Below are 19,064 nucleotides of genomic sequence, written 5' to 3' on the forward strand. Positions count from 1 at the left end.
GCCTGGGGCGGGTGGGCCACGTAGCGCAAGAGGACGTAGCCCACGACGGCGGAGAGCAGGGAGCCCACCAGGATGCCCAGCTTGGCCTCCGCCAGCAGGGCTGGCTGTCCGACGAAGGCCAGCCCGGCCACGAAGAGGGCCACCGTGAAGCCGATGCCGGCCACCACCGCCACCCCGTGCAGCTGCGCGACACTGCCGCCCGTGGGCAGCGGGGACACCCCCGCCCGCACCGCCGCGAGGGTGAACAGGAAGATGCCCACCTGCTTGCCCACGAAGAGGCCCATGATGATGCCCAGCGGCAGGGGCTTGAGCAGGTCCGACAGCGACATCCCGGACACGTCCACGCCGGAGTTGGCCAGCGCGAACAGCGGCACGATGCCGTAGGCCACGTAGCCATGCCACAGGTGCACGAAGCGGTTGAGCGGCGGCTCGATGTCCTCCAGCGCCTCCTCGATGTGGAGCAGCTGCGCGCTCCGCGCGCCCTCGTCGTCCGGCCGGGACACCAGCCCCCGGATGTACTCCGCCAGCTCCTCCAGCACCTCGCGGCCCGGCCGGGTGGGCAGCGCGGGGATGCACAGGCCCAGCACCACGCCGGACAGCGTGGCGTGGATGCCGCCGTGGTGCATGGCGTACCAGAGCGCCGCGCCCACGACGGCATAGGCCAGCCCGTTGCGCACATAGAAGCGGTTGAGCCCCCAGAGCACCGCGACCAGGACCGCGCCCACCGCGAGCCACTCCACGTGCAGGCCCGTCCCATAGAAGAGCGCGATGACGAGGATGCCGCCGATGTCGTCGAAGATGGCGAGCGCGGTGAGGAACACCACCAGCCCCTGGCTCACGCGCGCCTTCACCAGCGTGAGGCAGCCGATGGCGAACGCGATGTCGGTGGCCATGGGGATGGCCCAGCCGTTCTGCGCGGGCGTGCCCCAGGTGAAGAAGAGGTAGAGCCCGGCGGGGATCACCATGCCACCCAGCGCGGCGATGAGCGGCAGCAGCGCGCGGGAGAACGTCCGCAGCTCGCCGGCGGCCAGCTCGCGTTTGATCTCCATCCCCACGAGGAAGAAGAAGAGCGTCATCAAGCCGTCGTTGATGAACTCACGGAAGGTGAAGTGCCCGCCGTGGCCCACGATCTCCAGGTGCAGGGGCGCGTCGAAGACGGCGGCGTAGGTGGAGCCCCAGGGGGAGTTGGCCCAGGCGAGCGCGACCACCGCGCAGAGCGCCAGGAGGATGCCGCTGCTGGCCTCCAGCCGGAAGAACGCCTGCACGGGGGCCAGGGCCACCTTGAACAGGGCGGGGACGGGGGGACGGTTCGTTGTCTGAGGAGAGGTCGCCATGTCGGAGGACAGCCTGCCGGGGGGCGGAGGGCCAGCAAACCGTTTTCGGAAGGGCGCCTGCCGAAATGTCGGACGGCGGTGGTAGGCATACGCGCCAGGTAGGGAATCCGGTTCGTTGATCCAGGGGTAAGGTCGTGAGAGAAGGTCGGGGATGGCGGTGACGCAGCAGACGAAGACAGGCAAGGCGGCGGACGTGGTGCTGCCCGACGAGGACACGACCCCGGAAGTCGGAACGGGTGAGGCGCCCGCGGGTGCGCGGGAGATCGCTTCCCTGACCCCGATGATGCGCCAGTACCTGGAGGTGAAGGCGCTCCATCCGGACACGGTGCTCTTCTTCCGGCTGGGTGACTTCTACGAGATGTTCTTCGAGGACGCGGTGAAGGCCTCGGAGCTGCTCCAGATCACCCTCACGGCCCGGGCCAAGGGCGCGGACAAGATCCCCATGTGCGGGGTGCCGTATCACTCCTCGCGCCGTTACATCGCGAAGCTGGTGGAGCACGGCCTCAAGGTCGCCATCTGCGAACAGGTGACGGAGCCGGGCGCGGGGCCGGGCATCGTGCAGCGGGAAGTCACGCGGGTCATCACCCCCGGCATGGTGCTGGACGACGAGGTGCTGGAGCCGCAGGCCAGCAACTTCCTCGCGGCCGTGTGCTGGGGTGAGGCGGGCTTCGGCGCGGCGCTCCTGGAGGCGTCCACCGGCGAGTTCTACACCTTCGAGGCGCAGGGCCTGTCGGAGCTGGTGGAGGGCCTGTCGCGCGTGGAGCCGCGCGAGCTCCTGGTGCCGCAGGGCATGCGGGACGCGCCGGAGGTGGTGCAGGTGTGCCAGCGGCTGTCGCGCGTGCCGGCCGTGGCGGAAGGCGAGGGCGCGGCCTTCGAGCCCACCCGGGCCGCCGCGTTCCTGCGCTCGCACTTCAACGTGCGGTCGCTGTCCGCGTTCGGGCTGGATGGCTCGCCGCTGGCGACCGGGGCGGCCGGGGCCGCGCTGCGCTACCTCAAGGACACGCAGAAGACGCCCGCGGCGCACGTGGACCGGCTGTCGCGCCAGGAGCGCGCGGGCTGCCTGGTGATGGACGAGTCCTCGCGGGGCAACCTGGAGGTCCTCAAGAGCCTGCGCGACGGCGGCCGCAAGGGGTCGCTGCTGGGCGTGCTGGACAGGACGGCCACGGGCCTGGGCGCGCGCAAGCTGGCGCGCTGGCTGTCCGCGCCGCTGTGCTCGCTGCCGGAGATCGAAGCGCGGCTGGACGCGGTGGAGGAGCTGTCCGGCAAGAGCGTGTGGCGCGAGGAGCTGGTGGCCACGCTCAAGGAGGTGGGCGACCTGGAGCGGCTGTGCGGCCGGCTGTCGCTGGGCGCGGGCAACGCACGCGACTTGCGCGCGCTGGGGCTGTCGCTGACGCAGCTGCCGAAGCTGGGCGCGGCGCTCGCGCGGTGTGACGCGGGGCTCTTGAAGTCGCTGTCCGGGCCGCTGGGCGCGCTGCCGGAGCTGGCGGACCTGCTGATGCGCGCGGTGACGGACGAGCCGCCGGTGGTCATCCGCGACGGCGGCTTCATCCGGCAGGGCTACCACGCGGAGCTGGACGACCTGGTGGCGCTGTCCACCACCGGCAAGGACTACCTGCTCAAGCTGGAGCAGCGGGAGAAGGACCGCACGGGCATCTCCTCGCTGAAGATCCGCTACAACAAGGTGTTCGGCTACTACTTGGAGGTGACGAAGGCGAACCTCCACGCGGTGCCCAAGGACTACATCCGCAAGCAGACCACGGTGGGCGCGGAGCGCTTCGTCACCGAGGAGCTGAAGGAGTACGAGGAGAAGGTCCTCACCGCGGAGGAGCGCCGCGTGGTGCTGGAGCTCCAGCTGTTCGAGGAGCTGCGCGCGAAGGTCATCGCCGCGGCGCCGCGCATCCGTTCCGCGGCGGAGGCGGTGGCCACGGCGGACGCGCTGGTGTCGTTTGCCCGGTGCGCGGCGGAGTACGGCTACACGCGGCCCCAGGTGGACGCAGGGGAAGGGCTGACGATCACGGGCGGCCGGCACCCGGTGGTGGAGCGGATGCTGGGCGCGGGCGAGTCCTTCGTCCCCAACGACGTGCGGTTGGATCCGGAGGACGCGCAGCTCTTGGTCATCACCGGCCCGAACATGGCGGGCAAGAGCACGGTGATGCGGCAGGTGGCGCTCACGGCGCTGATGGCGCAGGCGGGATCGTTCGTGCTGGCGAAGTCAGCGCGCATCGGCCTGTGCGACCGCATCTTCACGCGCGTGGGCGCGGCGGACAACCTGGCGCGCGGGCAGTCCACGTTCATGGTGGAGATGACGGAGACGAGCCACATCCTCCATCACGCCACGAACAAGAGCCTGGTCATCCTGGATGAGATTGGCCGTGGCACGTCCACGTTCGACGGTCTCTCCATCGCGTGGGCGGTGGCGGAGCACATCCACGACAAGGTGGGCGCGCGCTCGCTCTTCGCCACGCACTACCACGAGCTGGTGGACCTGGCGCGCGAGCGGCCCCGGGTGAAGAACCTGTGCATCGCCGTGAAGGAGCAGGGCGGCAAGGTCATCTTCCTGCGCAAGCTGATTCCTGGCGGAGCCAGCCGCTCCTACGGCATCGAGGTCGCGAAGCTCGCGGGCCTGCCGCCGGAGGTGGTGTCGCGTGCCCGCGAGCTGCTCCAGAACCTGGAGTCCGGCGAGCTGGACGACGCGGGCCGCCCCCGCGTGGCGGTGCGCTCCACGAAGCGCGCGGCTCCGGCGAACGCGGGGCAGCTGGGATTGTTCGGGGGCGCGCCGCAGCCGGCGCCCGTGGCCGCGCCGCCCGTGCCTCCCGCGCACGCGGAGGTGCTGGAGTCACTCCGGGCTGCCTCCATCGACCGGATGACGCCGCTGGACGCGCTCAACCTGCTGGCGAAGCTGAAGCAGACGCTGGGCTGAGCGGGTGGGCCCGGGCGGCCCTCAGCGGGGCCGCCTCTTGGGCATGGCCCGCCTCGTTTTCGTGTCGCCCTCCACGGCGCCCATTTTGATGAGGCTCTCGTACGCGGCGGAGGCCTCCTCGTAGCTGATATTCAGGGCCTTCGTGATGCGGTCCTTCTTTGAGAGGTCCGCGAACTTGAGGCCCCTGTTCTTCACCAGGTAGTCGAAGAAGATCTGCTCATTCGGGGTGAGGCTGACAGGATCGGTGAGTGCCTCGCGCGTGGGGTGGCCGAAGGTCGACTTCAGGCCCATCGCCATCCCCCAGGGGAGCTGGATGCTCCGGTGGAGCGTGACCGCGGGCTGCCGCGTGTCGGTGTAGAACGTCGTGCTCGGCGCATGGAGGCTCTCCAGCGTCGGGGACACGTCCCTGAGGGGGCGCCAGCGGTCCTCGTGGGGTCCAGGGCTCCAGGCGATGATGGCGCTGTCCGGGACGTCCGGTCCGATGTGGATCTCCCGGTTGCGGATCGCGCTGATCTCCGCCCGCTCCAGCTCGTGGCTCCGCTCCGTTGACTGGCGCTCCTCCACCTTCTTGCGCCCGAAGCCCTCGTACTCCTTCACGGCCTTGCCCGAGTACTGCGCCCGGATGGCGGAGGAAGGCAGCTCCGCCAGATCCAACAGGACCATGCCGCCCCCCAGGCCGTAGGTGTCCGGCGCGTTCGAGCCCGGGCGGGCCTTGTGCAGGTAGTAGAGGTCCCCGAATTCGACGAAGGGGAAGAACTTGTTGCTGCGCAGGGGGTGGCGCGTCTTGGTGATGGGCAGCAGGCGCTGCGTGCCGGTGCGGTTCAACAGGAACTCGTGCTGGCGGCGGGTCAGGGGCTCCGTGGGCTCACTGGTGATGTCGTACTGGGTGAGCTCGTGTTGCGTGGGATTGAGTCCCATGTGGCGCGGGACGAGGACCCGGTCCTCGGGCCGGCTCTCCGTGCCGGTGAGGATGTAGCCGTTGCGGGCGGCCAGCCGGTTGCGCTCCTCGTGGGTGATGAAGCGCAGCACATAGCGGGAGAGCCGCTCCCCGGCGTCGTCCAGCACATAGGCCTTGTCGGAGCCGCGCGCCTTGAAGACAGACTGCTCGGGACCCGAGCTGACGACCTTGAACCGGGCCTCCCCGATGTAGATCCGCAGGATGGTGTCCCCGTCCGCGTCATCGATGTCGACGCGCTGGGCCTCCGTGATGATGCTGAGGCTGAACTTCGCGCGGATGGTCCGGATCCGCAGCATCAGCGTGTCGAAGTCCCACCCGGCCTCCTCGCGGCGAGCCTCGATGTACCGTCTCTCCGCCTGGTGCTGCTTCACGTTGTTGTCACCCGCCACCTCCAGCTCCCGGTGGAAGCGGTACTCCATCGCCTCCTTGACCATGCTCTTGTTGCCGCGCTCCTTCTCGATGATGCGCTGCAGCTCCTGCACCGCCGGCTGGTTCTGGACCTTGGTGGAGACGAATTCGAAGGCGAGCTTGCGGGGCATGGGCGCGGCTCCAGGAGGCGTGGAGGGGACAAGTCTGCCAAATGCCCTGTGGGGCGTGAACACAGGCCCTCCATTCGGGGTGCGCGATTCCGGGTCGAGCGCCCAGGTCCCTTCCTCCCAGCGCTTCAATGCCTGTTGCCCCCTGAATGGGACGAACGCGAGAAGATTGTCGACGGCGGCACCGCACCTCCTGGTGAACCTGAAAGGTCATGTTGGCTAGACTTTTAAGGGCTTGTTGATAGAGACTTTCTGGGTGGCGCGCTCGCGCACCTGTTCATGCCCGGAGGAGTCATGACCCCGTCTACCCCCGACTACGGAGGCAGCATCCGGCCCGCGCGTCGCATGCCTCCGCCGACGCCCGAGGCGCCGCGCTTCCTCTTCTCCGTCGAGGGCATCCGGTACGAGGCCGTCCGCGAGCTGATGCGGATGCAGACGGGGGAACGGCTGATGTTGGCCCGTCGGCGTCAGGAAGCGGACAACACGGTGTCGGGCCTCTGCTTCGTGCGCCGGCTGCCCAATCCTTCCACCTCTCTGCGCCGCAAGCGACTGGTGGAGGAAGTGCAGCTGGCCTTCCGCCTCAACCATCCCGGCATCGCCCAGGTCTACTTCCGGAAGGTGCACGAGGATTTCCTGCACGTCGTCATGGAGCACGTGGATGGGCCTTCACTGGAGACGCTGGTCAGTGCCGGGGTTGCGCGTGGCAGGCCTGTCTCCGAGGCCTTTGGCCTCTACGTGGGCGCGGAGCTCGCGGAGGCGCTGCACCATGCTCACTCGCTGACGGACGGGGAGGGCAGGCTGCTCGGCATCATCCACCGCGACGTCAATCCCCGGCACGTCTACGTGGGTGCGCACGGCGGCGTGAAGCTGACGAACTTTGGTGCGGCGTACTCGGTGATGGTGGGGCGCGAGGAGTCGCCCATGAGCCTCGTCCGGGGGGACGTGGCCTATGCCTCGCCCGAGTACCTGGAGAAGCAGCCGCTGTCGCCACGCTCCGACGTCTTCAGCCTGGGCGTGCTGCTGGTGGAGTTGCTCACCGGCAAGCACCTCTTCGACGTGCAGGACGTGCGCTTCGCTTCCACGGGCCTGGCGCCCTTGCGGATTGAGATCCTCCCCTCCCTACCGCTGACGCAGATGCGCATCCTGCTCGCCCGCTTCAGCCCGGCGGACGTCGAGGCGGCGGTAGCGGGGCTCTCGCCGGACGTGAAGGCGCTGCTGCACACGGCCCTGCGCGCCGACCCGACGGAGCGCTTCGCCACGGCGGCGGACCTGGGCGGCGCGCTCCGGACCGCGTTGGCGAAACGGCACCCGGGCTATGGACGCCACGAGGCGTCCGAGGAGGTGGCGACCGTGCTGGCCGAGGGCAGCTGCCTTCGGGACGTGGTGGAGTTCGGCGAGGGTGGCCTCTTCCCTGAAGGGCTGGAGGAGCACGAGTTCGGAGGCCTGCCTCCGCGGAAGTAGCCGCCTTCAGCGGGTCAGGACGGTGGCGACGTGGAGGAGTGCCTCCAGCTTCTCCGCGTCCAGCTTGCGCGCGAGGTAGAGCAGCCGCCTCAGGGCGGGGGTCTCGTCCTCGCGGGGGCGTGGGCGCTGGCCCTTGCGACCTCGCACCAGGGGGGTGAGACCCAGCATGTCTTCCGGGGACACCTTCAGCTCCGTGCACAACCGGTAGAGCGTCGGGACGCTGGGCAGCATCTTCCCGCGCTCCAGGCGGCTGTAGACGGTGGAGAGAAGGCCGACGCGGGGGCCCACCTCGGCTTGCGTCAGGCCCTGCCCTTCGCGGGCGGCGCGGGCGATCCTGCCGATGGTGATGGCCAGCTCTTCGTTCATGGGACCGGCTCGGGAGTAGGTTGCGCACCTGGACGTCCCAGATGCCGATCGAGATGTATCAGACGACACCGGGCCGCGCGCCCGCGCAGGGAGGGCGTCGCATGCGAGTGGCCCGAAGTCCCCGAGGAAGGACGCCATGAGGCCGCCGCCCGCCATCCTGCCGCCCGGGGCCGAGGTGCTGGGCTACACGGTGGAATGCCAGCTGGGGCAGGGTGGCTTTGGCACGGTGTACCTCGCGCGCAACGCGGGACAGCCCTTCGCCTTGAAGCTGCTACACCTGCCCCGCGTGGGTGAGCGGGTGGAGCGAGAGGTCTCCATTCTCTTGAAGCTGCACCACCCCAACGTGGTGGGACTTCAGGGATATGGCCTGTGGCCGTCGGGAGCGCCGCAATTCGGCGTCATCGTCATGGAGTGCGTGGACGGGCGCCGGCTGGATGCCTGGGCGGACGAGGAGAACCCCTCGGCGCGGCAGGTGGCGGGCGTGGCGCTGGACGTCGCGCGGGCGCTGGCGGCCTCGCACGCGGTGGGAGTGCTGCACCGGGACGTCAAGGAAGCCAACGTCATGGTGCGGGCCTCGGACGGAGTGGCCAAGCTGGTGGACTTCGGCATTGGAGACTACGAGGGCGCGCGGGGCCTGACGGTGGACATCCTTCCGCCGGGGACGCCGGAGTACCGCTCCCCGGAGGCGTGGAGCTTCTTCCGGCGGCATGTCCATGTGCCCGGCGCCCGGTACGCAGCAGCGCCCTCGGACGACCTGTGGGCGCTGGGCCTGGTCCTCTACACGCTGCTGACGGCGCGCAAACCTTTCGATGAGGCGGACGACCCCAGCTACATCGACGCCGTCATGACCCGTGAGCCGGTGCCGCCGCACGGGGAGAACGCACGGGTGCCCCGCGCGCTGAGCGACGTGTGCATGCGCCTCCTGGAGAAAACGCCGGAGACGCGCACGCTGAGCGCCCTGGCTGCCGTGACGGAGCTGGAGCGGGTGCTGGCGGACGCGGATGCGACATGGGACGTGCCGCTCTGCGATGCCTACGGGGAGGACACCGCGACGACGGAAGGGAGCAGGGACAGCGAGGACAGGTGGCTGCATGCACCGCTGTACCGGCCTCGCCGGGGCAGGCGGGCGCCGGGGGCAGGACCGCCGCCCGCCGCCGAAGCCGCGACGACCGTCCCCCGAACCACCGTGAAGGTGGCGCCGAAACCCCATGGGCGTTCGTGGCGCTGGACGTTGGTTGCATTGGTCCTGGTGCTGCTGGCGGCGGGGGCAACGCTGATGTTCTGGCCTTCCCGAATCGTGGGGGGCGCACCGGTCCGTCAGGAAGTAGCGGCTTCCGGTAAGTCGCCTCAAGCTGGCCGCGCCGCAGCTCCCATAGAGCCGGAGGCCACCGCCGCGGCCGTCGCTCTCTCCGCGACGCTCCAGGAGGATTCAGCCACCGTGACGACGCCGCCGAAAAACACGCAGCCTCTTCAGCTCCCCTTGAAGCCCACGAAGAAGGGCGTAGGTGCCATGGCCCGTGCGGTGAGCGCGGCGGCCGCTTGCACGGCGCTCGCGTGTCCTGGACCGCAGGTGCGCCAGCCTCCGCCGCCGGAGCCGTGTCCGATTGGCGCGGTGAAGGCCATGGCGAAGTGGGGGCTGGACATCGGGGACAAGACGCCGGTGCGCTTCGCACCGGAAGATCCCCGGGTCGTCTCCATTGGCGAGGGCCCTGTTGAAGTCCACATCATTGGCGGAGGGAAGGGCCTGCCGGGCAAGACCGCCTTGTCGGGGCGGAGCATCATGCGTGACCGTGTCTATGTTCGCCTCACCTGGGCGACGACGCCGCAGGGCGACAGTTTTCCTGTCTGCTTTGACGTCCATGCCGAGGAGGGGCCGAGGGGGATGGCGCGAGAGCCAGGCGATGACTCGCCCTCTCGGGCTCGTATCTGGACGATTGGCTATGTGAAGGCGGTTGCTGAGTTCGAATAGCGCTTCCAACGGAAAGATTGTCGAGTGCCTCCTTCATCACGGGCCGTTCTCTTGGGACTACATCTCCTTGGGACCGCGGCGGTCGCGCAGCCAGACGTTTCGTCTTCAGTGCCAGGTTCGCGGCGCATCGAATTGAGGCCCGAGGGAGCTGAGGTCATCAGTGAAGTCATGATCAGCCCGGGTCTTTCCACGATGCTTCTCTTCGACTCGGAGTTGCAGCGGGAGGGCATTGAGCTGGAAGGCCGACAACGCTTTTCGCTCGTGGACGTGGGGCAGGCCACTCTCAGGCTCATGCCCACCGCGAGCGCGACACCGGGCGAACGGTTCAAGCTGCTGGTGCGCTTCCGGAACGGTGCGGCGCCAGCGACCGCGGTGTTCTCGCTGAAGGTGCATCCCGCGAAAGCGGAGGCCACCATCGAGGTCTACCGGGAACAGCGGACGGTTGAGACGTACCAGCAGGAAATCAGGGATGCACGCGCGGAACTCCTTCGTTGCAAGGAGGAGCTGACGCGAATGGTGTCTGACCATGAGGTGCCGGGTGGATTGACGGGAATCCTCATCCATGACGCATTGGATCCGGGTGGTGTGACGGGGCAGGTCCTGACAAGGGCTGTAGGGAAGACGGCAGCCGGTGGATTGGGAGCGACGGCCATCAACAGCTATCGCTCCAGCAAGTTGGTGGCAGTGGATGTCAGGATTGGGGTGAAGATCGGAACGCTTCCGTGGACCGCGGAGGGGGCGACGCTCAAAGGCAGGTCTGGCCAGGAGTTGAAGGTCCTGCGCGTGTGGCAAGCAATGCCAATCCTGCCAGGAGGCCCCGAAGGACGCGTGATTGTAGAGGCCGAGGCTCCTGCGGCCACGGCCCAAGGACCGTTCTCGCTCAAGCTCTGGGAAGCGGATGGGCCCCGGAGCATCACGCTGGGGAACGTGACGTTTCCCTGAGCGCCCGGCTCCCAGCAGCTCCGCCCGCGCCTCCCGCGCACGCGGAGGAGTTGGAGTCACTTCGGACCGCATCCCTTGACCGGATGACGCCGTGCTGGTGCAGCTGAAGCAGACCTTGAATTGAGCTGAATACACCTTCTGTCTGCCCGGTCCGTGAGCTTGAGAGCAATGACTGCTCTCCGCATGGAAAAAGGCAGACATGATGAGTCGCTTCAGACTTCCGTCTTCATCCTCTGTAACAACCCTGCTGGCGGTGGCCGCGCTGTCGGCCCCGTCGCTGGTGCTGGCCTCCACGACGGTGACGCTCACGCCCGTCGCGGATTCCTACGTCTCGCCCGGCGTGCCCGATTCGAATTTCGGAAACCATGGGACGCTCATCGTGAACCGGGAGTTCTCCGAGGCCTACCTGCGCTTCGACTTGAGCAGCCTGCCCGTGAACGCGGTCATCACGGCCGCAAGCCTCAGCGCGCTGGCCTACGACGGCTACGCCTACGGGGGCGACGGCAACGTGTACACGTCCTTCGTCGCGGATGACTCGTGGCAGGAGATGGGCATCACCTGGAACAACCGGCCCACTCCCGCCACGAGTACGGAGGGGGCGTGGTTCCTCTGGTACGACTACACGGTCATGGACAAGCTGGGCGTCAACTCCCATGCCGCGCTCATCCCCATCGTGCAGGGCGAACTGGCCGGCGACAAGCAGGTGAGCTTCCGGCTGCACTCGCCGGGCTACAAGACGCGGTACCGCTCGCGGGAGTACAGCAACGCGGCCCAACGTCCGGCGTTGACGCTCACCTATGAGTTGGTGCCCGTCACCACGGTGTTGGAGCCGGAGGCGGATGCCAACGTCCACCGCAGTTACTGGGGGGAGTCCGACTGGAACTACGGAAGCTCGCAGGAGCTGATCATCTACGGCGATGCCGAGCAGAAGATCTTCCTGCGCTTCAACCTGGCGAGCATCCCCGCAGGGTCGACCATCCAGTCCGTGAAGCTGTCCGCCACGTCGTTCTGGGGCCGGTCTCCTTATGGCGATGGCAACGTCTACACGTACCTGGTGCCGGACAACAGCTGGGGTGAGTACAGCATCACGTACAACAACCAGCCCGCGGCCACCGGCTCCCCCCTGGGTTGGTGGTGGCTCTGGTACCCCACCATCATGCCGAACTTCGACCAGGTGGGCGTCACGGAGGATCCGAACTTCATCCCCGTGCTCCAGGCAGCCTCGGATGCCACCGACCGGCGCATCTCCTTCCGGCTCTCCAGCCCGAACTACCTCACGAGCTACTACTCGCGTGAGTCCCCGGATGCGTCGAAGCATCCCAAGCTGGAGGTGACGTACCTGCCGTAAGGCCGCGGGTCCTGTCCTGAAGGGCAGGGCGCCCCCACGCAATCGCTTCCGTCCTCGTTCGATAATGGAATCAGGACGGAAGCGAGGGGGCTGTTTCCACAACGGTGCTTCCGTCCGTTCGCCCTGGGGGAGGGCACCGCATGAGCACCATTTCGAGTGCAGGGTCGTCGTCTGGCGTTTCGCAGGTGGGCACGACGTGGGAGCCGGAGCCGGCTGCTCCGCCCCCGCCTCCGCCACCTCCGCCGCCCGAGCCGCAGGACGCGTTCGTGCCGGCTCCACCGCGCAAGGGACCGGACCTGCTGGGATACAGCACGATGGCTTCGAGCGGTGTTTCGTCCACGCAAGCGGTGGGGGACAGCGCGTCCACCGTGAACGTGGCGGAGGCGTGGACGCTGCTGACGCAGGGGTACTCGCAGGCGCGCAACCTCACCGGCGCGGCGAACGCGGCGCTGGAGAAGGCGGCGGGCAACCCCGCGCTCCAGGCGAAGCTGATGGATTTGTTGCAGGCCACGCCCGCGCGCACGCTGGAGGACGCGCTGAGCAAGGACTTCGCCCATGGCGTGAAGGAGGCGGTGCCCAACCCGCCGCCGCGCCCTCCGGGCATCACCTCCGTGGGCACGCTGCGGGTGGCGGACTGCGCGCTGGAGGCGGTGGCGAGGCAGGGGAGCCCCACGACGATGAAGCCCGCGCTGGAGGCGGCGGCGAAGCGGGGCCACCTGCTGCCCGCGGACCGCGACGTGCTGGTGTCCTGCCTGGGCAGCGCGGGCGCGGCCGTGGACGCGAAGCTGGACACCGCGGTGTCCCAGGTGCACGCCGCCGAGCAGGCGTACACGGGGGCCCTGGCGGAGCGCAACGCGCTGGAGCAGCGGCTCGCGGGGGACATCGCGTCCTTCGGGCCGTACCTCACCGACAACCAGCAGCGCGCGTACATCGAGGAGTTCCGCAAGCTGCACGGGAAGGACTACGCGCGCTTCGACGAGAAGGCGAAGGCGCTGGAGACCACGCTCGCGAAGAACGCGCCCCAACTGGAGCAGGCGCTGCGGGGGCCGGATGGCTCCGCGCATGCCCGGTCCATCCAGGCCGCGTACACCGCGCTGGCCCAGTCGAAGAGCGCGGGCGAGGCGCTCAAGTGGGCCGCGAAGATGGAGGCGCCCGGCTCCGCGTTCGCGCCCTTCATGAAGTCGCTGCCGCTGGACACCGTGCGCGAGAAGGCCGTGTCCGGCGCGCTGGTGAGCTTCTACGAGAAGTTCCCCAACGCCACGCCGACGCAGGCGGTGGACGAAATCCAGAAGCTGCTGGTCGAAGGCTACCTGGCGCAGCAGCTGGGCGGCGCGAAGGCGGACCTGCAGGTCAACAGCCTTCCGCAGGCGATGCGCACGGGGCTCTCGGGCCTGCGGGATCTGGCGGGCGGCAATCCACAGAAGGGCTTGAAGACGTTGCAGCAGATGGAGTCCCGCTCGTCACCGTGGGGCACGCCCTTCGCGGCGGCGGGGCTGGTGCTGGGCGTCCTCCAGACGAAGCACTCCGCGGCGGCGAAGGATCCCCTGGGCACGCTGTGGGCGGGGACCTTCACCGCGCAGCAGATGGCCAGCCTCACGAGCACCGCGCTGAGCGCGGTGAACAAGTCCGGCGGAGCGCTGGTGGCCACGCGGTTCGCGGGAGGCCTGGGCGCCTTCGGGGCCGCGCTGGACCTGGTGGTGCAGGGCAAGGAGATCGCTGCGGGGCAGGGCAACGCGGGCACGGGCATGTCCATCGCCGGGGACGCGATGGGCATCGTCGGCGGGGCGCTGATCGCCATGGGCTCCACGGGCGTGGGCGTCCCGCTGGCGGCGGCGGGCGCGGCGGTCTACCTCATCGGAGAGCTGGTCAGTATGAGCATCCTGTCCCGGCAGGAGTACGAGGCCGCGTCCCAGTTGCGCGCGGAGCAGCGCACGCTGCTGACCCGCGCGGGGGCCGACGCGGAGCAGGTCACCCACCTGGAGCGGTACTCGTCGCCGGAGCAGGTGGAGTCGCTGGTGAAGTCCACCGGGTGGACGCGCGACCAGGTGCTCCAGCTGGGCAAGACGTTCCCGGACTTCTTCCCCGGCGCGGCGTCCACGCTGCCCCAACTGGACAAGGTGGCCAACGACTTCGGCCTCACGCCAGACCAGCGATACCGGATGCTCCTCGCGATTGGCGGTGCCGGCAACGTGACCGCCAAGGGCCACCCGGACGCGCTGAACAAGTTCGCGGAGCTGGTGCGCAACTACCCGTACAACACCGTGGGCATCACCGTGCCGCCAGACCTGTCGAAGAAGGACCAGTGGATCCACTTCCTGCGGGAGGTGGGCAACCGCCTGGGCTCCTACGACGGCCTGGGGCCTCGCAACGCGGCCATCTTCCTGGAGCGGCTGAAGCGCTGACACGGGCGTGAATGAGGGGCGAGAATGGAGCTCGCTCCTCACCCGTCAACAGCTGGGCCGGTGACGTCCGTGAACTTCACGCCGGTGGTGCCTGCGTGTGCCAGAGCGTCCTTGAGGTTCTCGGAAACGATCAGGGCCACGGTCCAGCCCCAGGTGCGGAAGACCTTGGCGCCCTCCACCTTCGCTGTGTCGATGCGCATCCCAGACACCGAGGAGTACGTCCCCACCTTTTCAGGCATCCCGTCCTCCGGGGTCCAGTAGCGCACCTCCTCGCACGCAGCGTCGTCGATGCACTTCACCAACCGGGTCGCGTTGAGGATGAAGTGTTGAGCGGGCTGGCCGTCAATCTCCACCGGAATGAGTTGTACGTCGTTGGGTGCCACCTCGGTGAAGAGGGAAGCCACCCGAGCATGGACGATCGGGATGCTGAATGCCGCGTGGGAAAAATCGAGCGGTCTTCCAGCGATCTTGATGGGGATCCTGATGCGCTCATCCACGGGCGCCCGCTGCCCGATCCTGAACTGCCACGGATCATCGAGCTTCCGGCCTTCCTGATCGAGCGGATGCCCCAATTCCCACCTGCCGGAGAGGTACACATCATCATTCAATTTGAAGAACCGCGTCGGCATGAGGCAATTCCGTCATTCGATTCGGGTTACCAGCCGGTTGAGCCTGGTCCCTGGTTCTGAGAGCTCGCGCGCCAACACCCCGAGGATCCTGGTCAGCGCTTCCCGGCAACGCTCAATGCTCTTGCAGGTCGCTGTCGCTTCGTCCAGCCGCTCGTAGACCTCCTCATGGTACTTCCTCGGGTGTGGCCCCCTGTGGCCCGGAACGCGGACCTGGTTCGTCGCATCGTCGAGAGACATGCCCGCTCGGTCGAAGATTTCCTGGTACCTGGGTGTCCAGGGTCCCCCATTGTTGGTGGACGTGCTGAACTTGTCTGAAGCGATGTGGTGCCAGGGGCCGTCAGCGTCCACCTTGAGTGTGCTACCGGCGCCCGGCCCTCCTGCGGTCATGGCCAGCGCACCCGGAGCCAGTGTGATGGTGATGGCCCCCTCGGCGGGTATCGCCACCGAGCCCACTTCCGAGATTGCCGTAAACCGGAAACCTCCCTGAGCCTCAGCCAGCCGCGCCGCCTGAACCGAACCCGGCAGCCCCGATGCCTTGGCCGCCAGCCCGGAAGTGCTTCCAATGGCGGCGGTCGCGAGCATGACGAAGACACGCGCCGCGTTTTCGCCCATCACCTTGCCGTACTTGTCACCAGCCGTGCGTACTTCGTCGAAGGTCGTGGCGACTGCTACGTCCGCGGCAAGCTGCCGCCACCCTGCGATGAGATTCCAAACTGTATCCACTCCCAGGTATGCAATGAGGCATGCCGTCAGAGTGGCGGCTACGCCCTTGCTGACCGGTTCGGGAAGCAACCAGAGGCCAAGGTACATGGCCATGGCGGCAGTGATGGTGTTCCGCACCGCAACTGGATCCACCATTGCTCCCAGCGCTTGCCGGGTCTCGTCCATCACCGAGCCCATGGCGAATTGGAGCGCCAGGGTGCGCCTGGCCTCTGGGCCAAGAATGGGGCCGCCCTCCAGCAGACGAAGGCAGTCTCGGGTGCGCTGCGTCCGCTCGCACCAGCGGCTGTAGGCGCTCGTGAGTTCTGAATCCGCCACGGGCCTCCATGACTTGGCCGATGCGAGGTCGTTGTTGTTCGACTCCTGCCCCAAGGCAGCATTCACGAGACGGGGGCGTCCTCGTGCGCCTGCATATGCATCATTCGCGGAGAACCAGAACTGCCGTTGGGGGTCCGAGCGCAGCCTCGCGGACCAGGACACGTCTTGGCCCAACTTCGCCACGGCCTTCTCGAAGTCGTCCTTGTCCAACTCCACTGGCCTCACGCCACTAGAGCGCGAAGTAAAAGTGATGGGCTTGCCCTGGCCCGTGTCCAGACGAACCGTTCTTGTCGCGCTACCGCACCCGACAAGCATCAAGAGCAGCAGGTGAATTGACCATCGTGGCGGCATGCGGAGCTCTCCTGACGCTCGTCCCCGTTCATCGGTAGTTCGGCGCTCAGGCGAGGTTGAGCAATATCAGACAGAGCTGTTGGGTGTTCCGGACTGAAACGGTACGCCCCGTTCGGCTCGCGGTGGCCTGCGCGCCGTCGGAGCCGCGCTGGACCTGGCTGGGGCATCGTGGCCAGGCAGGAGTACGAGGCCGCGTCGCAGCTGCGCGCGGAACAGCGCACGCTTCTGAACCGCGCGGGCGCGGCCGTCCACGACAGCGTGCTGGCGAGCGGAGGGTAGGGCTCCCGGACGTGGGGCGATGCTTCCTGGCGCGGCTCGGGCAGCGGTTGCCTATCCTACGGAATGACCCCCACGCAAAAGCCGCTGCCGCTCCTCCGGACGGTGCTCGTTGCCACCGACTTTTCACCCGCCGGAGCGCGCGCCGTGCATCGGACCGCCCGCCTGCCGCTCGCCCCGGGGGCCGCCGTCACCCTGGTGCACGCACTGCCGGGACGGGCGCCCAGGGAGTTCGTGGAGCAGGCCCGGGAGCGGGCCGCCAGGACGCTGGCGGTCGTCGCGCAGGAGCTCCACGCCTCGATCCACGACGCGGGCTCCAACGCCTCCGTCGAGGCGCGGCTTGTGTTCGGGAAGCCTGCTCCCACCCTCGAGCGCCTGGCCCAGACGGCTGGCTCGGACCTGATCGTCCTGGGCCGGCATGGCCGACGGCCCGTCCGGGACCTCTTCCTGGGCTCCACCGCCGAGCACGTCATCCGGTACGGCCTGCCCCCGGTGCTCGTGGTCCACGGGCTCGTGGAGGACCGGTACCGCCGCCCCCTGGTGGCCGTGGACGCCGAGGAGACGTCGTTGCGCGTCGTGGACTTCCTGCCCGCCCTGCTGGAGCCGCGCACTCCGCTGCGGCTCGTCCACGCCTATGAGTCGCCGCTGGAGTACATGGTCTTCCCCGGACTGACGCTTGAGGAGCGCGCGCGGTACCGGGAGCGGTTCAAGGACTCGGCGCTGCGAGAGCTGCGCCCGATTCACCGGCACCTGGACGCCCTGGGCCTGCATTACCGTCAGGCCCTCGAGCACGGCAGCCCGTACTCCATCATCCTGAAGGAGGCGCGCCGGCACCGGGCGGACCTGCTCGCGCTCGGCACCCAGGCGCGCTCCGGCCTGTCTCGCATCCTGCTCGGGAGCGTGGCGACGGATGTGATTCGCGAGGCCGGCTGCGACGTCCTCGTGGTCCGGCCCCCAGCCACGGATGGCGCCGCGGGGCCTTGAGTCTGGAGGGGGGCGAGGCCACGCCTGGCATGTGTGTTATTGAATAGACATGCAGACCCGCCTCGTGACGCTCCTGGGTATCCTGGCCCTTTCCGCCTGCGCGAATCCTCCCGGAGACAGCGGTGGGGTGCCGGACGCGGGAGCCGGTGACTACGACCTCCCGTCCATCCCCTACACGGTGGACGCGGGCGCCCCCATCGACGCGCCCCGTGAGTCCTGGACGTTCGTGCCCGTTCCTGACGCCCACTGCGCGAACGGGACGTCCACGGGCATGGCCGTCAACCTCACGGACCGTTCCAAGCGGGTCGTCATCTTCCTCGCGGGCGGTGGCGCGTGCTGGGAGGCCGCCGCCTGCGCGTTGGGCGCGGCCACCCACATCACCGACACGATGGGCGCGGATCCCGTGCTGGCCGAGGCGCGCGCGCCGAACCTTTCGGTGCTCTTCGACCGTGACGACGTCCGCAATCCCTTCCGCGACGCGAGCTTCGTCTACATCCCCTATTGCACGGGCGACCTCCACGCGGGCACCCGCATCCACACGTATGACTGGTTCGGCCCCAAGAACGTCGAACACGTCGGCGCCCGGAACATGGATGCGTACCTGCGCCGGCTCCAGCCGACCTTCCCTCAGGCGGATCGCGTCTGGCTCACCGGCATCAGCGCGGGCGGCTACGGGGCGACGTTCCATGCGTGGCGCGTGCAGAAGGCCTTGCCCTGGGCGCGGGTGGACGTGCTGAATGATTCAGGGCTCGTCATCGACACGCAGGGGGACGGCCGCTACGGCACGATGCGTGCGACCTGGGGCCTGGAGTTCCCACCTGGCTGTACCGGGTGCGACGCGCGCATGTCGGCGGTGCTGGACGCGTCCGCGCGGCTGCTCACCGCGCCCCGGCGCTACGGGATGCTGGGGTATCTCCAGGACGGCACCATCTCCCTCTACTTCGGACTGGAGGGCGCGCAGGTGCAGTCCGGCCTGGAGGCGGCCCGCGCGTCCGCGGCGCCGAACGTGAAGACCTTCTACCTGCCGGGCAATCCCCACGTGCTCCTCTCCCATCCGGACGCCGCGAACGGCGCGGGACTCACCGTGCGCGGGTGGCTCCAGCAGTTCGCGGCGGAGGACCCGGCCTGGGAGCACGCTGGCCCCTGAGCAGAGTGTGGTTCCGCCGTTCCCCATCCGCCGATGGCCGCCTCGGGTTCGCTTCGGCTTCCTGGAGCGGCTGAATCGCTGACGCGGGCACGAATGCAGCACGAGCACCGGTCGTGAAGTAGGCTCCGCGCCCGCCATGCAGCTCGCCATCCCCCATGCCCCCCGCGGTGTCCGACTCGCCCAGGTGCCTGGGGCCGTGGCGCGGCTGGTGCGAGGGGTGGTGCTGGGCCTGGCGATCATCGCCGTGCTGGGCCTGGGCGCCAGCTACGTCGGCAGCTACTTCGTGGAGGAGCAGCGCTTCACGTCCCGCGCGGAGCTGGTGGACGCGGTGGTGGGCGCGAGCCACGCGCCCCCTCCGAGCCAGCACGAAGACGCCGAGGGCACGCTGGACGTCCTCTACACG

13 protein-coding genes and 1 pseudogene are annotated in these 19,064 nt (G+C 68.6%); 9 read left to right on the forward strand and 5 right to left on the reverse strand.

Going from position 1 to position 19,064, the window contains the following annotated elements:
• A partial coding sequence (gene nhaA, locus D7V80_RS32330; RefSeq protein WP_120591796.1) for a Na+/H+ antiporter NhaA occupies positions 1 to 1,334 on the reverse strand: 1,334 nt, incomplete at its 3' end.
• 151 nt (positions 1,335 to 1,485) lie between these two features.
• Between nhaA and mutS the strand changes: the two genes are divergently transcribed.
• Positions 1,486 to 4,254, forward strand: a complete 2,769-nt coding sequence (gene mutS, locus D7V80_RS32335; RefSeq protein WP_120591785.1) for a DNA mismatch repair protein MutS — start codon at positions 1,486 to 1,488, stop codon at positions 4,252 to 4,254.
• A gap of 21 nt (positions 4,255 to 4,275) precedes the next feature.
• Here mutS and D7V80_RS32340 read toward each other — a convergent pair whose 3' ends face one another.
• Positions 4,276 to 5,751, reverse strand: a complete 1,476-nt coding sequence (locus D7V80_RS32340) for a hypothetical protein (RefSeq protein WP_120591786.1) — start codon at positions 5,749 to 5,751, stop codon at positions 4,276 to 4,278.
• Between the two features lie 291 nt (positions 5,752 to 6,042).
• On the opposite strand from D7V80_RS32340, the gene D7V80_RS32345 reads away from it, so the two are divergent.
• On the forward strand, positions 6,043 to 7,209 hold the full coding sequence (locus tag D7V80_RS32345; protein WP_120591787.1) for a serine/threonine-protein kinase: 1,167 nt from the start codon (positions 6,043 to 6,045) through the stop codon (positions 7,207 to 7,209).
• 6 nt (positions 7,210 to 7,215) lie between these two features.
• Here the strand turns inward: D7V80_RS32345 and D7V80_RS32350 are convergent, their stop codons facing one another.
• Positions 7,216 to 7,575, reverse strand: a complete 360-nt coding sequence (locus tag D7V80_RS32350; RefSeq protein ID WP_120591788.1) for a helix-turn-helix transcriptional regulator — start codon at positions 7,573 to 7,575, stop codon at positions 7,216 to 7,218.
• 136 nt (positions 7,576 to 7,711) lie between these two features.
• On the opposite strand from D7V80_RS32350, the gene D7V80_RS32355 reads away from it, so the two are divergent.
• From D7V80_RS32355 to D7V80_RS42370, 4 genes are all read left to right on the forward strand, one after another.
• Positions 7,712 to 9,544: a serine/threonine-protein kinase gene (locus D7V80_RS32355; protein WP_120591789.1), complete on the forward strand. Its 1,833-nt coding sequence runs from the start codon at positions 7,712 to 7,714 to the stop codon at positions 9,542 to 9,544.
• A gap of 24 nt (positions 9,545 to 9,568) precedes the next feature.
• Positions 9,569 to 10,486 (forward strand): DUF2381 family protein, encoded by a 918-nt coding sequence (locus tag D7V80_RS32360; RefSeq protein WP_120591790.1) that lies wholly within the window; start codon positions 9,569 to 9,571, stop codon positions 10,484 to 10,486.
• Between the two features lie 199 nt (positions 10,487 to 10,685).
• Entirely contained in the window at positions 10,686 to 11,834 is a 1,149-nt protein-coding gene (locus tag D7V80_RS32365; RefSeq protein WP_120591791.1) for a DNRLRE domain-containing protein, read from the forward strand.
• 140 nt (positions 11,835 to 11,974) lie between these two features.
• A complete protein-coding gene (locus D7V80_RS42370; RefSeq protein WP_199738910.1) occupies positions 11,975 to 14,236 on the forward strand; it encodes a hypothetical protein in 2,262 nt (753 codons plus the stop codon).
• A gap of 38 nt (positions 14,237 to 14,274) precedes the next feature.
• On the opposite strand, the gene D7V80_RS32375 is transcribed toward D7V80_RS42370, so the two are convergent.
• Together D7V80_RS32375 and D7V80_RS32380 are read right to left on the reverse strand one after the other, a co-directional pair.
• A complete protein-coding gene (locus tag D7V80_RS32375; RefSeq protein ID WP_120591792.1) occupies positions 14,275 to 14,865 on the reverse strand; it encodes an imm11 family protein in 591 nt (196 codons plus the stop codon).
• Between the two features lie 12 nt (positions 14,866 to 14,877).
• On the reverse strand, positions 14,878 to 15,969 hold the full coding sequence (locus D7V80_RS32380; RefSeq protein ID WP_370452574.1) for an AHH domain-containing protein: 1,092 nt from the start codon (positions 15,967 to 15,969) through the stop codon (positions 14,878 to 14,880).
• Between the two features lie 627 nt (positions 15,970 to 16,596).
• On the opposite strand from D7V80_RS32380, the gene D7V80_RS32385 reads away from it, so the two are divergent.
• From D7V80_RS32385 to D7V80_RS32395, 3 genes and pseudogenes are all read left to right on the forward strand, one after another.
• Positions 16,597 to 17,514, forward strand: a complete 918-nt coding sequence (locus tag D7V80_RS32385; protein ID WP_120591794.1) for a universal stress protein — start codon at positions 16,597 to 16,599, stop codon at positions 17,512 to 17,514.
• Between the two features lie 49 nt (positions 17,515 to 17,563).
• Positions 17,564 to 18,661: a pectin acetylesterase-family hydrolase gene (locus D7V80_RS32390; protein ID WP_120591795.1), complete on the forward strand. Its 1,098-nt coding sequence runs from the start codon at positions 17,564 to 17,566 to the stop codon at positions 18,659 to 18,661.
• A 136-nt stretch (positions 18,662 to 18,797) separates the two neighbouring features.
• Positions 18,798 to 19,064, forward strand: a pseudogene (locus D7V80_RS32395) (DUF3592 domain-containing protein); the annotation flags it as partial.

The organism is Corallococcus sp. CA054B (assembly GCF_003611625.1).
GTDB lineage: Bacteria > Myxococcota > Myxococcia > Myxococcales > Myxococcaceae > Corallococcus > Corallococcus coralloides.

Bases quoted from the DNA above. Each gene is read 5' to 3' on its own strand.
- mutS (WP_120591785.1), top strand. From the start codon at position 1,486: ATGGCGGTGACGCAGCAGACGAAGACAGGCAAGGCGGCGGACGTGGTG.
- D7V80_RS32385 (WP_120591794.1), top strand. From the start codon at position 16,597: ATGACCCCCACGCAAAAGCCGCTGCCGCTCCTCCGGACGGTGCTCGTT.
- D7V80_RS32340 (WP_120591786.1), bottom strand. From the start codon at position 5,751: ATGCCCCGCAAGCTCGCCTTCGAATTCGTCTCCACCAAGGTCCAGAAC.
- D7V80_RS32350 (WP_120591788.1), bottom strand. From the start codon at position 7,575: ATGAACGAAGAGCTGGCCATCACCATCGGCAGGATCGCCCGCGCCGCC.
- D7V80_RS32345 (WP_120591787.1), top strand. From the start codon at position 6,043: ATGACCCCGTCTACCCCCGACTACGGAGGCAGCATCCGGCCCGCGCGT.
- D7V80_RS32355 (WP_120591789.1), top strand. From the start codon at position 7,712: ATGAGGCCGCCGCCCGCCATCCTGCCGCCCGGGGCCGAGGTGCTGGGC.
- D7V80_RS42370 (WP_199738910.1), top strand. From the start codon at position 11,975: ATGAGCACCATTTCGAGTGCAGGGTCGTCGTCTGGCGTTTCGCAGGTG.
- D7V80_RS32375 (WP_120591792.1), bottom strand. From the start codon at position 14,865: ATGCCGACGCGGTTCTTCAAATTGAATGATGATGTGTACCTCTCCGGC.
- D7V80_RS32390 (WP_120591795.1), top strand. From the start codon at position 17,564: ATGCAGACCCGCCTCGTGACGCTCCTGGGTATCCTGGCCCTTTCCGCC.
- D7V80_RS32365 (WP_120591791.1), top strand. From the start codon at position 10,686: ATGATGAGTCGCTTCAGACTTCCGTCTTCATCCTCTGTAACAACCCTG.